Source organism: Micromonospora sp. HUAS YX12 (assembly GCF_040215685.1).
GTDB classification, from domain to species: Bacteria; Actinomycetota; Actinomycetes; order Mycobacteriales; family Micromonosporaceae; genus Micromonospora; species Micromonospora tulbaghiae.
Window position 1 is genome coordinate 2,732,409 of the sequence record NZ_CP157974.1, and the last position, 13,545, is coordinate 2,745,953.

Below are 13,545 nucleotides of genomic sequence, written 5' to 3' on the forward strand. Positions count from 1 at the left end.
CCGCGTTCCGGCCACTCTCCAGGGTCGTCCGAGTCCCGATCCGCTCGGACCGCCCGCCCGATCCGCCCCACGCCGCCTCGACGGCGGGGGACACCCGCGCAGCGGTCCGTACCCGTCGCCGTCCGGCGACAGACAGGACGAACCCGTGGCGCCCCGCCGAACCACCGCACGCGACCGGTCCCGTCGCGTACTGTCCCAGAACTTCCTCGCCGACCCGGCCGCCGTCGCGCGGATGGTCCGCGCGGCCCGGCCCGGCCCGGACGACCTGCTGCTGGAGGTCGGCGCCGGACGCGGCCGGCTGACCCGCCCGCTCGCCGCGCGGTGCGGGCGGCTGATCGCGTACGAGGTCGACCCGGCCGTGCTGCCCGAGCTGACAGCGGCCTGCGCTCCGCTGCCGAACGTCGAGGTACGGGCGGCCGACTTCCTGGCCGCGCCCCCGCCCGCCGGGCCGTTCTCGGTGGCGGGCAACATCCCCTGGTCGCTCACCGCGGCGGTGGTCCGCTGGTGCCTGGCCGCACCAGGGCTGCGGTCCGCGACGCTGCTCACCCAGCTCGACTATGCCCGCAAGCGCACCGGCGACCACGGCCGGTGGAGCCGGCTCACGGTGCTGACCTGGCCCGAGTACCACTGGCGGCTGGCCGGGCGGGTACCCCGGGCCGCGTTCCGGCCGGTGCCGGGCGTGGACGGGGGCATCCTGCGGCTGGAGCGCCGGACGACGCCACTCGTGGCGCCGGCGGCGCTGTCCGCGTACCGCCGGATGGTGGAGCTGGGCTTCGGCGGAGCCGGCGGCTCGCTCGCGGCCTCGCTGCGCGCGGGCCACCCCCGGCCGCGGGTCGACGGCGCGATGCGGGCCGCGCGGATCGCGCCGGACACCCCGGTCGGGCTGGTCTGGCCGGAACAGTGGCTGGTGCTGTTCCGGCTGCTGCACGCAAGGAAGGGCCCCTTCTTAACGCCTCCGGTATAGGAGGGGGCCCCTCCTAACACCCGCCCGGTCAGGTGCCGGCCAGGGTGACAATCGCCTCGCCCAGCTCGGTGGGGGACTGGAACTCCTCGGCCGGCAGGGACCGCAGCGCCTGGAGCGCCTCGGTACTGGCGCCGTTCTCCTGGCCCCAGCGGACCAGATCCTCCCGGGAGACCGGGTAGTCCAGCCCGGCCAGGAACTCCTGCAACTGCGCGCCGGTGACGGTCATGCCGCCCGGCTACCCGCTGGGCCCGGCGGCATGCCCGTGCCGCCGGGCCTCGGCGGCGGTTTGTCCCGGCGGGCCCCGGGTAGCCGCTGACATGCTGGTACAGCGGCTCGGCGCGCCGAGCGACTTCGACCCCTTGCTGGACCGCGTGCGGGACGCCCGGGTGGTGATGATCGGCGAGGCGACGCACGGCAGCTACGACTACTACCGGCTGCGGGAGCAGTTGACCCGGCGGCTCATCGCCGAACAGGGGTTCGACTTCGTGGCGGTGGAGGGGGACTGGCCGGACTGCGACCGGGTGCACCGATCGGTGGTCGACGCGCCGGACGGGGCGGCCGATCCGCTCGTCGCGCTGGAACGGTTCGAACGCTGGCCCACCTGGATGTGGGCGAACGCCGAGGTGGCCCGCTTCTGCCGCTGGCTGCGGGCGTGGAACCTGGACCGTCCCGAGGGGGAGCGGGCCGGCTTCCACGGGCTGGACGTGTATTCCCTCTGGGAGTCGATGCAGGCCATCTTCGACTACCTCGGTGAGGAGGATCCGGCCTCGCTGGAGGCGGCCCAGGAGGCGTACCGCTGCTTCGAGCCGTACGGCAAGCGCGTCGAGGAGTACGGGATGGCCAGCCGGTTCGTCTCCGCCCGGTGCGAGGAGGAGGTGGTCCGGCTGCTGGCGCGTACCCGGGAACAGGCCGCCGCCGACGGCCCGGACCGCTTCTCGGCCTGGCAGAACGCGGAGGTGGTGGCCGGCGCGGAGCGGTACTACCGGGCGATGGTCGGCGGCGGCCCCGAGTCGTGGAACGTGCGCGACGTCCACATGGCCGACACGCTCGACCGGCTGCTCGACCGGTACGGACCGGGCTCGCGGGGCATCGTGTGGGCGCACAACACGCACGTCGGCGACGCCCGGGCCACCGACATGGCGGCGGACGGCATGGTCAACATCGGGCAGCTGGGCCGGGAACGGCACGGCCGGGACGCGGTGGCGCTGATCGGCTTCGGCAGCTGGCACGGCAGCGTGGTCGCCGCGCCGCGCTGGGGCTCACCGGCCGAGAAGATGGTGGTGCCGCCGGCCCGGGAGGGCTCGGTGGAGCATCGGCTGCACGAGCTGATGCCGGACCGGGCGGTGCTGGTCTTCGGCGGCGACGACCAGCCGGAGTGGGTGACCGGCGAGGCGGACCACCGGGCCATCGGGGTGGTGTACGACCCGAGCTTCGAGTCCTGGGGCAACTACGTGCCGACCCGGCTGGGTGAGCGCTACGACGCGTTCATCTGGTGCGACGAGGCCACCGCGCTGCACCCGCTGCCGGCGTGCGTCACACCCGGTGAGATGGAGACGTATCCGTCGGGTGTGTGACCGGGTGGGGCCCCGCCGGGCCCCACCCGTGCGGCTCACACGTTTGCGTGCTGCTTCTCGGCGAGGTGGGCGCGCAGGCCCTCGCCCTCGACGTCCACGTTGGGCAGGATCTTGTTCAGCCAGCGCGGCAGCCACCAGGCGGCGTTGTCCAGCAGCGACATCACCGCCGGCACGATCGTCATCCGGACCACGAACGCGTCGATGGCGACACCGATCGCGAGGGCGAAGCCCATCGACTTGATGATCGGGTCCTCCAGGAAGACGAAGCCGCCGAACACCGAGATCATGATGAGCGCGGCGGCGGTGACCACCCGGGCGCCGTGCCCCATGCCGTTGATGGTGGCCTGCTGCGCGGTGTCGCCGTGCACGAAGTCCTCGCGCATCCGGGAGACCAGGAAGACCTCGTAGTCCATGGCCAGGCCGAACAGGATGCCGATGAGCAGGATCGGCAGGAAGCTGACCAGCGGGGCCGGGGTGTCCAGGCCGACCAGGTCGGCCAGGTGGCCCTGCTGGAACACCGCGACGGTGATGCCGAACGTGGCCGCCACGGTGAGCAGGAAGCCCAGCGCCGCCTTGACCGGCACCAGGATCGACCGGAACACCAGCATCAGCAGCAGGATGGACAGGCCCACCACCACCAGCAGGTAGACCGGCAGTGCGTCGGAGAGCTTCTCCGACACGTCGATGCCGACCGCGGTGACGCCGGTGAGCAGCACGTCGGCGTTCTGGATGCCCGAGACCTGCTCACGGATGTCGTGCACGACCGTCTCGGTGGCCTCGTCGGTCGGCCCGGTCTTCGGGATCACCCCGATCAGCGCGGTACGCCCCGACGGGTCGACCTGCGGCGGAGCCACCGCCAGCACCCCGTCGGTCTTCTGGATCAGCGCGGTCACCTGCGGGATGGCGGCCTGGGTGGCCTGCGGCGAGTCCGCGGTCACCACGACCGCGAGCCGGCCGGTGAAGCCGGGGCCGAAGCCCTCGCGGATCAGGTCGCTGCTGACCCGGGCCGGGGTGCCCTCGGCGGCGGCGGAGGCGTCCGGCAGCGCCAGGCGCATGTCCTGGGCCGGGATCGCGAGCAGACCGAGGCCGAGCAGCCCGACCAGGATCACCGGGATGCGGAGCTTGGTCACCCACCGCGCCCAGCGGAAGCCGAAGCCGGAGCGGTCCTCCGAGCCGGTGGCCGGATCCTCGACCGCCTTGCGGTCACGCAGCTTGCGCGGCAGCACCTTGGGACCGGCGAAGCCGAGCAGCGCCGGGGCCAGCGTGATCGCCACCAGCACGGCAACCGTCACGGTGCCGGCCGCGGCCAGGCCCATCACGGTGAGGAACGGGATGCCCACCACGGCCAGGCCGGCGAGCGCCACCACCACCGTCGCGCCGGCGAAGACGACAGCCGAGCCGGCGGTGCCGACCGCCCGGCCGACCGCCTCCTCGGGGGAGAGCCCGTCGAGCAGGTTCTGCCGGTGCCGGGAGGTGATGAACAGCGAGTAGTCGATGCCGACCGCGAGGCCGAGCATCAGCGCCAGGATCGGCGCGGTGCTGGTCAGCTCGACCGCGCCGCTGAGCGCGAACAGACCGGCCATGCCGACGCCGACGCCGATCAGCGCGTTCAGCATGGTCATCCCGGCCGCCACGAGCGAGCCGAACGTGATCACCAGGACGATCGCCGCGACCAGCACGCCGATCGCCTCGGTCGAGCCGACCTCCGGCTCACCGTTGAGCACCTCGCCGCCGGGGGCGATCTGCCAGCCCTGAGCCTCGGCCTGCGCGCCGACCTTCTCGTACGCGTCGCGCTGCTCGTCGGTGACCTCGTCCGCCCCGCCGGCGAACTGCACCTGGATCAGCGCGTACCGGCCGTCCGGGGTGAGCGCCTGCGCCTGGTACGGGTCGACCGCGCCGACCACGCCGGGCAGCGTGGCCGCCTCCTCGGTGACCTGCTTGACCACCGCCTGTCCGGCGGGCGAGGTCAGCGTGCCGTCCTGGGGGGCCTTGATCGCGATCGTGCCGGTGGCGCCGCTGGCCGCCGGGAAGCGGTCGCTGAGCAGGTCGATCGCCTTCTGCGACTCGGTGCCCGGCATGGTGAAGTTGCTCGCCGTCGGGCCCTTCAGTGTGGCCGCGGCCAGGCCGAGTCCGACGAGTACGACGAGCCAGACGACGGCGACGAGTCGCCGCCGGCGCAGGGATGCCCGGCCGAGCCGGTACAGCAGGGTCGCCATGGACCTTCCTTGTCCTCGCAGTTTCGGATCAGGTGGTGACTTCGAGCGCGCGGTACGCCACGGCGAGCAGCGCGGGTCGCAGCTGTTCGTCGGGGATGTCCAGGAACTCGCCGCAGGTCTCGGCGATGCCGGCGAGCACGACGAGCGCCGCGACGCGTGCCTCCGGACGGTCGGAGAAGCCGGAGAAGGCGGCGACGAGTCGTTCGGAGATCTGCTGGATGTGGGCGAACGCGGGCTGCTGGAGCAGGTCGGGGAACTCTCCCCGCAGCAGCGCGATCTCCCGGCGGAAGCGGACCGCCAGGTCGACGAAGCCCTCGGCGGCGACGCGCTGGGCCTCGGCCCCGGTGTGCGCCGCGATCCGGGCGTCCAGCTCCTCCAGCATCGTGATGGCCGGGGCCATCAGCTCGCAGAGCAGGGTGTCCTTGCTGGCGAAGTGGTAGAGCACGGTGGCCTTGGAACAGCCCACCTCGCGCGCGATGTCCTGCAGCGAGGTGCCCTTGTACCCGGTGACGGCGAATCGGCGAGCGGCCGCGGCCAGCAGCTCGTCGTGGGTGGCGGTGGTCGGTCGCGCCATGTCCTCCAGCATGCCTGACCGATCGGTCAGGTGCTGACCGATCGGTCAGATCCGCCGCGTGGCGTTCGCCACAACGGCCTGTTTCCGCAGGTCAGGCCGGTGTTCCGGTCCAGTCCGCGAGCCATTCCCCGGACCAGGTGAGCGCGCCGGAGCGCAGGTCGGCGACAAGCCCGCGTACCCAGTCCAGCTCGGCGCGGAGCAGGGTCAGCTGGTACTCGTCCTCGACCAGGAAGAGGCGGGGCAGTCGTACCCCGGCCAGCGCCGCCTCACGCTCGCGCAGCCGTGCCTCGATGGCGCCGGCCCGTTCGTCCAGCCGTCGGGCCGCCTCCTCGGGCGGCAGGATCGGCAGGAACGACAGGGCGGCGGGGAACTCCGGGAACTCCCGGGCGGGGGTGGCGAGCGCGTCGGCGAGCCACCCGTCGAGCGTGCGGCGGCCGGCCTTCGTGAGCGCGTACACGGTGCGCTCCGGCCGCCCCTCCTCGCGCCTGGTCTCGGCCACCCGGATCAGCTCGTCGCGGCGCAGCCGCTCGATGGTCTGGTAGATGCTGTTGCGCTGCGCGACGTTGACCACGTCCTGCTTCTCCCGCTCCCGGATGAGCTGCTGCATCCGGTACGCGTGCATCGGCTCCTCGACCAGGAGGGCCAGCACCATCATCGCCAGCGGCGAGCGACGAACCGTCATGGCCCCACCCTAGGTGCCCCCTGTCGCGTAATAGTCATTTTATGTATAGTCATGACATGACTAAAGCTGTCGTCGTCGGCGCCGGACTGGCCGGCCCGGTCGCCGCCATGGCGTTGCGGCGCGCCGGCATCGACGCCTCGGTGTACGAGGCGTACCCGCGGGACGCGGTCGGTGTGGGCGCGTTCCTGACGCTCTCGGCCAACGGGCTCGACGCGCTACGTGCGATCGACCTCGACGACCTGGTGGCCGGGCTCGGACACCCGACACCCCGGATGCTCATGCACAACCACAGGGGGCGCCGGCTCGCGGAGTTCGGTGCCCCCGGCAGCCGTACGGTCGGCCGTTCCGACCTCTACCGGGCGCTGCGCGACGAGGCGCTGCGCCGGGGCGTCGAGTTCGTCCACGGCGCCCGGCTGACCGGCGCCGACACGGCGGACGGCGGTGTGACCGCCCGGTTCGCCGACGGCCGTACCGCCCACGGCCACCTGCTCGTCGGCGCCGACGGGCTGCGCTCCCGGGTCCGCGCGCTGATCGACCCGGCCGCCCCCGCGCCGCGCTACGTGCCGCTGCTGAACGCCGGTGGCTTCGCCCGCGGGCTGCGCCTGCCCGACGAGCGCGGCGTGATGCAGATGATGTTCGGCCGGCGCTGCTTCTTCTGCTGGATCGTGGTGGGGAAGGACGAGGTCTGGTGGTTCGCCAACCCGCCGCAGCCGGTCGAGGCGAGCCGGGAACAACTCGCCGCGATCGGCCCGGACGAGGCCCGGTCCCGGCTGCGCGCGTTGCTCGCCGGCGATCGGGGACCGGCGACGCGGATCCTCGACCACACCGCGCGGATCGAGTACGGCTGGCCGACGTACGACCTGCCCTCGGTGCCGGTCTGGCACCGCGACCGCATGATCGTGATCGGCGACGCGGCGCACACCGCCGCCCCCTCCTCCGGGCAGGGCGCGGCGATGGCCTTCGAGGACGCCGTCCAGCTCGCCCGCTGCCTGCGCGACCTGCCGGACGTGCCGGTCGCGTTCCGGGCCTACGAGCGGCTGCGCCGCGACCGGGTGGAGCGGGTGGTCGCGCAGGGGCGGCGGACCAGCACGACGAAGGTCGCCGGCCCGGTCGGGCGGCTGGTCCGGGACCTGGGCATGCCGCTCGCCGCCCGGTACCTGGCGCGCAACGGCGGCGCGGCCCAGGCCTGGCTGTTCGGCCACCACATCGACTGGACGGAGCGGGTGGCGGGCTGAGTCAGGCCGGTGGGCCGCCGTGCGTGCGGTCGTACTCGGCCCGGGCCGCGCTGATCGCCTCGCGGTGCCGCTCCGCCCAGCTCGTCAGCGCCACCAGCGACTCGTACAGCTCCCGGGCCATCGGCGTGGCCGTGTACTCCACCTTCGGCGGCACCGTGGGATGCACGTGCCGGTGCAGCAGCCCGTCCCGCTCCAGGTTGCGCAGCGTCAGCGTGAGCATCCGGCGGCTGATCCCTTCCACCCGGCGCTCCAGCTCGGTGAAGCGGATCGGGCCGGCCGAGGCGGCGATCAGGATGCCGATGGCCCACTTGCCGCCGACCCGGTCCAGCGCCTCCCGCATCGTGCACGCGCCGGCCTGCTCCGCCGTGCCGGACCCGCACCGGTCCGCCTCTGCCTCACCCACACCCCGATCGTCGCAGGTGCGCGACGGCGAGGAGCGCCGGGCACCGTGTCGGGGTTGCCGAGCCGGGCCCGGCCCGGGATGGTGGTCCGATGGGCGCCGCCGACGAGACCCGGGCCGGAGTGTCGCTGACCAACCTCGACCAGCCGCTGTTCGACGGCGCCGGGGCGACCAAGCGCGACCTGGTCGACTACCTCGACGCCGTGTGCGACCGGATCCTGCCGGAACTGCGGGACCGGCCGTTGTCGGTGCTGCGGGTGCGGCCCGGCCAGGAGCCGTTCATGCAGAAGAACCTGCCGAAGTACACCCCCGGCTGGGTACGCCGCACCGAGGTGTGGGCGGAGGCGTCGCACCGGCGGATCTCGTACGCCCTCTGCGACGACCGCCGGACGCTGCTCTGGTTCGCCAACCAGCGGGCGGTGGAGTACCACCCGACGCTGGCCCGCGCCGGCGCGCCCGAGCACCCGTCCCATCTGGTGCTCGACCTGGACCCGCCGGAGGGGGACGCGTTCGGCGCCGTGGTGCGCGTCGCGCTGCTGGTGCGGCAGGCGCTCGCCGACGCCGGGCTGACCGGGGCGGTGAAGACGAGCGGCGCCAAGGGGCTGCACGTGGTCGTGCCGGTGGACCCCGCCACCACGGCGGAGGAGGCCGCCGCGGCGACCCGGGCGCTCGCCGCCCGTACCGAACGGCTCGACCCGGCGGCCGCGACCACCGCGTTCATCGTCGCCGACCGCGGCGGCCGCGTCTTCGTCGACTCCACCCGGGCGTACGGGGCGACAGTGGTGGCCGCCTACAGCCCTCGGATCCGGCCCGGCGCACCGGTGTCGTACCCGGTGGGCTGGACCGACCTGGAGAGCGCGAGCCCGGCCGACTTCACCGTGCGGACCGTGCCCGCGCTGCTGGGTGACCGGGATCCCTGGGCGGAGGCGTTGCCCGCGCCGCAGCGCCTGCCGGCGGAGCTGGTCGAGCAGGGGCGGACCATCCCGGTGGCCCGGGTGCAGGCGATGCACGAGGGCAAGCGCCGCGCCAAGGCCCGCCGCGAGGCCGGGTGACGCTAGATCACGCGGCGCCGCACCCGCCACACCACCACGCCGGTCAGGATCGCCGCGACGGCGATGAACAGGGCCGCCTCGATGAGCTGGAACGTCCAGAACCGCTCGGCCGGGTGGTAGACCCCGAACTGCTGGATGCCCCGCGCGTGCAGGAACTGGTTGAGGTTGGTGCCGGCCCGGTCGGCGGCGCCCTCCAGCTCGTGGTACTCGGCGCCGCTCAGCCTGCGCCCGGTGGCGTCCGCGTAGCCGTGTTCGATCACCCAGTCGGCGCCGCCGGGCACGGGCCGGCGCCCCGCCTGGTCCGTCGAGCCGCCGGCGGGGACCGGCTCCATGGTGGTGAGCGGCGTGGCGTACGCGGGGCGGGCCAGCAGCGCCACCGCCATCCGGGCGGCGAGGAACGCCCCGAACGCGACGCCGAACGCGGGCAGGCTGCGCCGCAGGATCGCCCCCGCGGCCGTGGCGACGCCGAACGCGAACAGCGCGTACGCCACCGGAACGAGTCCCTCCAGGTCGAAGGCGTCGTACTGGAACCGCCCTTCCCACGCGTCGAACGGCTGACGGAACCAGGTGAGCACCGCGGTGAACATCCCGGTGAGCACGACGGTGACGCCGGCCAGTGCCGCGAGCTTGGCCGCCAGCCAGCGCATCCGCGGCACGGCCTGCGTCCAGGCGAGCTGCCAGGTGCCGTCCTCCAGTTCGCGCGCGAGCAGCGGCGCACCGAGGAACGCACCGATGACGACGGGGACCAGATAGAAGGCCGCCAGGAGGTTCTCGACGTACCCGTACTCCTCGTCGAGCCGGCGGAAGGAGGCCGCGCAGGCCTCGTCGGCACCGGCCGCTCCCGCGCACCGGGCGGCACCGCCGGGGAACAGGTCGTGGGCCTGCGTCCCGAGTACGAGCAGGGCGATGCCGAACATGCCGACGAGCAGGCCCAGGACGCAGACCTCGGTCCGGTGCTGGCGCCAGATCAGCCACGTCATGCCGCCACCCCCGACGTGACCGCGGCGCTCGGCTCGGGCGGCCGGCGCAGGTACGCCAGCACCAGGTCCTCCAGCGCGACCGGGCGGGCCTGCCACCCGGGCGCGGCCGGGATCCCGCCGTCGCGTACCAGCAGGGTCGTGTGCCGGTCGCTGTGGACGGCCTCCACGACGGCGGCGGCCCGGTCGAGGTCGGTGGCCGTGCGCGGGCCGACGAGCAGCCGGTGCTCGGCGAGGAGGGTGTCGATGTCGCCGGTGAGCGTGACCCGGCCCTGGTTGAGCACGACCAGGTGGTCGCAGACGCGCTCCAGTTCGTGCACGACGTGGGAGGAGAACAGGACGGTCACCCCGCCTTCGGCCACCGCGCCCATGAGGACCTGGAGGAACTCGTGCCGGGCCAGCGGGTCCAGGCTGGCCACCGGCTCGTCGAGGACGAGCAGGTCCGGCCGCTTCGCCAGGGCCAGAGCCAACGCGACCTGGGCCTGCTGCCCGCCGGAGAGCGAGCCGGCCCTGCGGTCGAGCGGGATGCCCAGCTTCGCCAGCCGGCGCTCGGCCAGCCCCTGGTCGAACCGCAGGTTGCAGGCCCGGCCGAAGCGGAGCATCTCGGCGACGGTGAAGCGCTTGTAGAGCGGGTGGTCCTGGGCCAGGAACCCGACCCGGGACAGCGTCTGCGGGGTGCTGGCCGTGACGTCGTGGCCGAGGACCTGCACCGTGCCGGTGCTCGGGGCCAGCAACCCGACGACCAGGCGCAGCAGCGTGGTCTTGCCCGCGCCGTTCGGCCCGACCAGGGCGATCACGCCGCCCGCCGGCAGGGCCAGGGTGCAGTCGCGCAACGCCCAGCCCTTCCGGTACCGCTTGCCCACACCGTCGGTGCGCAGCGCCGGCTCGGACGCTGTCACGCCACGTCCTCATTCCTCGTCTGCTGGTGGACGGACGTGAAGAGCGCGTCGACCGCCTGCTCGTCGAGGCCGGCGGCGTAGGCGCGGCGCAACCAGGTCGCCAGGCCGCGGCGCAGCGACGTGTACGTCGATGCCGACATCGCGGCCGACTGCTGTTCGGTGACGAACGTGCCCTGGCCGGGCCGGCCGGTGACCAGGTTCTCCTGCTCCATCTGCCGGTACGCCTTGGCGACGGTGTTCGGATTGATCGCCAGATCCTCGACCACCTCGCGGATGAGCGGGAGGCGGTCACCGGGCTGGAGGAAGCCCAGCAGCACCGCCTGGCGGACCTGCTGGACGAGTTGCAGGTACGGCGGCACGCCGGAGTGGGTGTCGAGCCGGAAGACGAACACGGCGCTCCTCACTGTTTTACTAGGAAGCTAGTAAAGCAGTGGACGGTGGTCAAGGGAGCCGATTCGCCCGCGAACGGAACGAGCCCGGCAGCCAGGGCGGCTGTCGGGCTCGTGAAGGTCTTCTTAGAGCTCCTAACTCTGGGTGCGTTGGAGTTGGCGCCAGCAGATGAGGGCGCAGGCGAGGCTGAGGAATGCCTGGTGGATGTCGTCGCGGATTTCCCAGCGGATGCGTAGGCGGCGGAACCAGTGCAGCCAGGCGATGGTGCGTTCGACGACCCAGCGTCGGGTGCCGAGGCCGGAGCCATGCGGTGTGCCGCGTCGGGCGATGACGGGGGTGACGCCGCGGGCGCGGATCTGGTGGCGGTGGCTGTCGTAGTCGTAGCCCCGATCGGCATACAGCCGGTCGGGGCGCCGCCTGGGTGGGCCGGGCTTGCCGCCGATGGGCGGGATGGCGTCGAGCAGGGCGGTGGTCTGGGTGGAGTCGTGGCGGTTGCCGCCGGTCAGTGTGACGGCGAGGGGAATGCCGCCGGCGTCGGTGATGACGTGGTGTTTCGAGCCCGGTTTGCGGCGGTCGACCGGGCTCGGACCAGTTTTGGGCCGCCCTTGAGCGCCCGGATGTGCGAGCCGTCGATCACCGCCCTGGACATGTCCAACTGGCCCGCGCCCCGCAGGCGGGCCAGCAGTGTCTCGTGCAGCCGCTGCCACACCCCGGCCTCGTTCCAGTCCCGCAACCTGCGCCAGCAGGTCATCCCCGACCCGAACCCCAACTCCTGAGGCAGGTACTCCCACGGGATCGCGGTGTAGAGCACGAACAAGATCCCGCACAGCACCTTGCGGTCATCCAGCGGCTTACGCCCCGGATACCGACTCCGCCTGGGTGGGCGGGGTGGCAGCAACGGTGCGATCTCGGCCCACAACTCATCCGAGACGATCCACGGCGGCTGCTCACCCCTCCTCACGTTCAGACGAAACGACCCTCACGTCCGTCGGTTACGCCCAACATCATTTAGTTAGGACCTCTAAGCAAGTGTGCCCCCGGCGGGTCCCGTCGAACATGGGAACGGCCCGATTTGGCCGCTGACGCCGTCGTCATCAGCGGCACCTGGGCATTGCCCACATGAACAGCTAGCACGAAGCTCTCGTCGGACAGCAGCCCATGACGAAGTCGCCAGACCTGGGGAGGGGCGGACGAACGGTCGCCCCTTCCAGGTCACTGATTACGCGTCTCGGTACCTGTCGGCTGGGTGGCAGACCAGGCCCGTCATGGTTCTACCATCAGCCGCGGCCTCTATGAAGTCGAGCCAGTTGGTCGCAGCGACCCAGTCCTTCCTGAGGAGATGTGCCGTCCAGTTCACAAGCTGAGCCCATGTCGAGCAGCGTTCGACGGCGAACCAGTAGCACCCTTCGCATCCGCTCGTGCGGTGCGGGTTGCACGCGTCGCAATGAACCTGCCACAGAGCCTCGTTGTGCTCCTCCAGCAGTTCGCCGAACGTGATGGTCTCGGCTTCCAGGCCGGTTCGGCCCTCGGCGGCGGCCCGCGCGGGGCGGGCGTCCCGGGCCGCGGCGTTGGCGCGTTCAGGCAGCCACCTGGCTATCCGGTCGGTCTTGCCGGCAGTGTCGCTGACGGGCCGGTCACCAGCCCTCGCCGTCCGTCCACGAACGATTCGGCCTCCGGGGGACGGTGGGCCGGGTGTGGACCTGGCAAAAGCGGGAAGCCACGAGCCGTTGCATGACGGCTCGTGGTTACGACGGCTGGAGGGACATGGGTGCCAGAACCTTCGTGGTGGTCGGTGGGACCAGCGGACTCGGGCTGGCGGTGGCTCGCCTGCTCGTCGGCGGGCACCGGGTCGCCGTCGTCGGCGACGCGCCGGACGAGGTTGCCGCGGTGACCGATGACCTGGGCTGCGCGGGCGCCGTCTGCGATGTCTCCTCCTACGAGCAGGTTCGGCAGGCGTTCGCCGAGGTGGCCGACCGGTACGGCGAGATCGACGGGGTGGCGGCCTGCGCCTCGATGTGGGCGGGCGGCGACCTGGCGGACCTGTCCCCGGAGCGCATCCGGCGGGCCGTGGATGTGAACGTGCTCGGCACCACCTTTGTGATCAAGGAGGCGCTGCACCAGATGCGGCGGCAGGGCCGGGGGAACGTCGTGTACATCGGCGCGATGGCGGTGGCGAAGCCCAGGCCCGGCATCCCGGTCTACCGGGCCACCAAGAGCTACGGCAGCAGCCTGGTCGAGTCGCTGGCCGAGGTGCAGCACAGCAACCAGATCAAGGTGATGCTGGTGCATCCCGGGCCGATGCCGACCCGGCTGCAGGAACGGGTCGGCGACGAGTTTCTGGACGAGGTCTCCGCGCTGCCGGAGCAGGTCGCCGCCGAGGTGGTCCGGCTGCTCCTGCTCGCCCCGGACGACCTCTACGTCTCCGGCGAGCGCGTGCTGCGCGCGGACGGGCGGTGGTGACGGCCGACAGCACCGCCGCCGAGCGTCCGGTCTCGGCTCGACTTCAGGTGGCTCAGGTCCGTCCCGGGCCGCGCCAGCCCGGCTCCCGGTCGGTGTCCGGGCAGGCGCGACCTGCCGTTGAC

14 protein-coding genes are annotated in these 13,545 nt (G+C 72.8%); 5 read left to right on the top strand and 9 right to left on the bottom strand.

The annotated features are described in order from the left end of the window. The first annotated feature begins 145 nt into the window (after positions 1-145). Positions 146-964, top strand: coding sequence for an ErmE/ErmH/ErmO/ErmR family 23S rRNA (adenine(2058)-N(6))-methyltransferase (erm, locus tag ABIH81_RS13330; RefSeq protein ID WP_349880540.1), 819 nt, complete (start codon positions 146-148; stop codon positions 962-964). A 28-nt stretch (positions 965-992) separates the two neighbouring features. Here the strand turns inward: erm and ABIH81_RS13335 are convergent, their stop codons facing one another. Then, positions 993-1,190 (bottom strand): DUF2795 domain-containing protein, encoded by a 198-nt coding sequence (locus tag ABIH81_RS13335; RefSeq protein WP_349880541.1) that lies wholly within the window; start codon positions 1,188-1,190, stop codon positions 993-995. A 91-nt stretch (positions 1,191-1,281) separates the two neighbouring features. Here ABIH81_RS13335 and ABIH81_RS13340 point away from each other — a divergent pair, with 91 nt between their 5' ends. Continuing rightward, positions 1,282-2,538: an erythromycin esterase family protein gene (locus tag ABIH81_RS13340; RefSeq protein WP_349880542.1), complete on the top strand. Its 1,257-nt coding sequence runs from the start codon at positions 1,282-1,284 to the stop codon at positions 2,536-2,538. Between the two features lie 35 nt (positions 2,539-2,573). On the opposite strand, the gene ABIH81_RS13345 is transcribed toward ABIH81_RS13340, so the two are convergent. The 3 genes from ABIH81_RS13345 to ABIH81_RS13355 all read right to left on the bottom strand — a co-directional run bounded on the left by ABIH81_RS13345 (position 2,574) and on the right by ABIH81_RS13355 (position 6,010). Further along, entirely contained in the window at positions 2,574-4,754 is a 2,181-nt protein-coding gene (locus ABIH81_RS13345) for an MMPL family transporter (RefSeq protein ID WP_349880543.1), read from the bottom strand. 28 nt (positions 4,755-4,782) lie between these two features. After that, complete coding sequence (locus ABIH81_RS13350; RefSeq protein ID WP_349880544.1) at positions 4,783-5,328, bottom strand: TetR/AcrR family transcriptional regulator; 546 nt, start codon at positions 5,326-5,328, stop codon at positions 4,783-4,785. Positions 5,329-5,419: 91 nt separating this feature from the next. Further along, complete coding sequence (locus ABIH81_RS13355) at positions 5,420-6,010, bottom strand: PadR family transcriptional regulator (RefSeq protein WP_349880545.1); 591 nt, start codon at positions 6,008-6,010, stop codon at positions 5,420-5,422. A 56-nt stretch (positions 6,011-6,066) separates the two neighbouring features. On the opposite strand from ABIH81_RS13355, the gene ABIH81_RS13360 reads away from it, so the two are divergent. Continuing rightward, positions 6,067-7,245 carry an NAD(P)/FAD-dependent oxidoreductase gene (locus tag ABIH81_RS13360; protein ID WP_349880546.1) on the top strand — a complete coding sequence of 393 codons (1,179 nt, stop codon included), beginning with the start codon at positions 6,067-6,069 and terminating at the stop codon, positions 7,243-7,245. Position 7,246: 1 nt separating this feature from the next. On the opposite strand, the gene ABIH81_RS13365 is transcribed toward ABIH81_RS13360, so the two are convergent. Continuing rightward, positions 7,247-7,585: a helix-turn-helix domain-containing protein gene (locus ABIH81_RS13365; protein WP_349881093.1), complete on the bottom strand. Its 339-nt coding sequence runs from the start codon at positions 7,583-7,585 to the stop codon at positions 7,247-7,249. A 152-nt stretch (positions 7,586-7,737) separates the two neighbouring features. Here ABIH81_RS13365 and ligD point away from each other — a divergent pair, with 152 nt between their 5' ends. Beyond that, positions 7,738-8,697, top strand: a complete 960-nt coding sequence (gene ligD, locus ABIH81_RS13370; protein WP_349880547.1) for a non-homologous end-joining DNA ligase — start codon at positions 7,738-7,740, stop codon at positions 8,695-8,697. A 2-nt stretch (positions 8,698-8,699) separates the two neighbouring features. On the opposite strand, the gene ABIH81_RS13375 is transcribed toward ligD, so the two are convergent. The 4 genes from ABIH81_RS13375 to ABIH81_RS13390 all read right to left on the bottom strand — a co-directional run bounded on the left by ABIH81_RS13375 (position 8,700) and on the right by ABIH81_RS13390 (position 11,897). Further along, positions 8,700-9,677 carry an ABC transporter permease subunit gene (locus ABIH81_RS13375; protein WP_349880548.1) on the bottom strand — a complete coding sequence of 326 codons (978 nt, stop codon included), beginning with the start codon at positions 9,675-9,677 and terminating at the stop codon, positions 8,700-8,702. Beyond that, positions 9,674-10,573 (bottom strand): ABC transporter ATP-binding protein, encoded by a 900-nt coding sequence (locus ABIH81_RS13380; RefSeq protein ID WP_349880549.1) that lies wholly within the window; start codon positions 10,571-10,573, stop codon positions 9,674-9,676. The genes ABIH81_RS13375 and ABIH81_RS13380 overlap by 4 nt, the downstream gene beginning before the upstream one ends. Continuing rightward, positions 10,570-10,965, bottom strand: coding sequence for a GntR family transcriptional regulator (locus ABIH81_RS13385; protein WP_349880550.1), 396 nt, complete (start codon positions 10,963-10,965; stop codon positions 10,570-10,572). Before ABIH81_RS13385 ends, ABIH81_RS13380 begins: the two co-directional genes overlap by 4 nt. 132 nt (positions 10,966-11,097) lie before the next feature. Next, positions 11,098-11,897, bottom strand: a protein-coding gene (locus ABIH81_RS13390; RefSeq protein WP_349881094.1) for an IS5 family transposase whose coding sequence is annotated in 2 segments (ribosomal slippage) — positions 11,098-11,561 and positions 11,561-11,897 — 801 coding nt in all. Because the reading frame shifts where the segments join, the coding sequence is not laid out codon by codon here. An 830-nt stretch (positions 11,898-12,727) separates the two neighbouring features. Here ABIH81_RS13390 and ABIH81_RS13395 point away from each other — a divergent pair. After that, positions 12,728-13,423 (top strand): SDR family oxidoreductase, encoded by a 696-nt coding sequence (locus ABIH81_RS13395; protein ID WP_158630811.1) that lies wholly within the window; start codon positions 12,728-12,730, stop codon positions 13,421-13,423. Positions 13,424-13,545: the final 122 nt, after the last annotated feature.

Excerpts from the sequence above, each read along its gene's own strand:
- ABIH81_RS13335 (WP_349880541.1), bottom strand. The coding sequence starts at position 1,190 with ATGACCGTCACCGGCGCGCAGTTGCAGGAGTTCCTGGCCGGGCTGGAC.
- ABIH81_RS13340 (WP_349880542.1), top strand. The coding sequence starts at position 1,282 with ATGCTGGTACAGCGGCTCGGCGCGCCGAGCGACTTCGACCCCTTGCTG.
- ABIH81_RS13345 (WP_349880543.1), bottom strand. The coding sequence starts at position 4,754 with ATGGCGACCCTGCTGTACCGGCTCGGCCGGGCATCCCTGCGCCGGCGG.
- ABIH81_RS13350 (WP_349880544.1), bottom strand. The coding sequence starts at position 5,328 with ATGGCGCGACCGACCACCGCCACCCACGACGAGCTGCTGGCCGCGGCC.
- ABIH81_RS13355 (WP_349880545.1), bottom strand. The coding sequence starts at position 6,010 with ATGACGGTTCGTCGCTCGCCGCTGGCGATGATGGTGCTGGCCCTCCTG.
- ABIH81_RS13360 (WP_349880546.1), top strand. The coding sequence starts at position 6,067 with ATGACTAAAGCTGTCGTCGTCGGCGCCGGACTGGCCGGCCCGGTCGCC.
- ABIH81_RS13365 (WP_349881093.1), bottom strand. The coding sequence starts at position 7,585 with ATGCGGGAGGCGCTGGACCGGGTCGGCGGCAAGTGGGCCATCGGCATC.
- ligD (WP_349880547.1), top strand. The coding sequence starts at position 7,738 with ATGGGCGCCGCCGACGAGACCCGGGCCGGAGTGTCGCTGACCAACCTC.
- ABIH81_RS13375 (WP_349880548.1), bottom strand. The coding sequence starts at position 9,677 with ATGACGTGGCTGATCTGGCGCCAGCACCGGACCGAGGTCTGCGTCCTG.
- ABIH81_RS13395 (WP_158630811.1), top strand. The coding sequence starts at position 12,728 with ATGGGTGCCAGAACCTTCGTGGTGGTCGGTGGGACCAGCGGACTCGGG.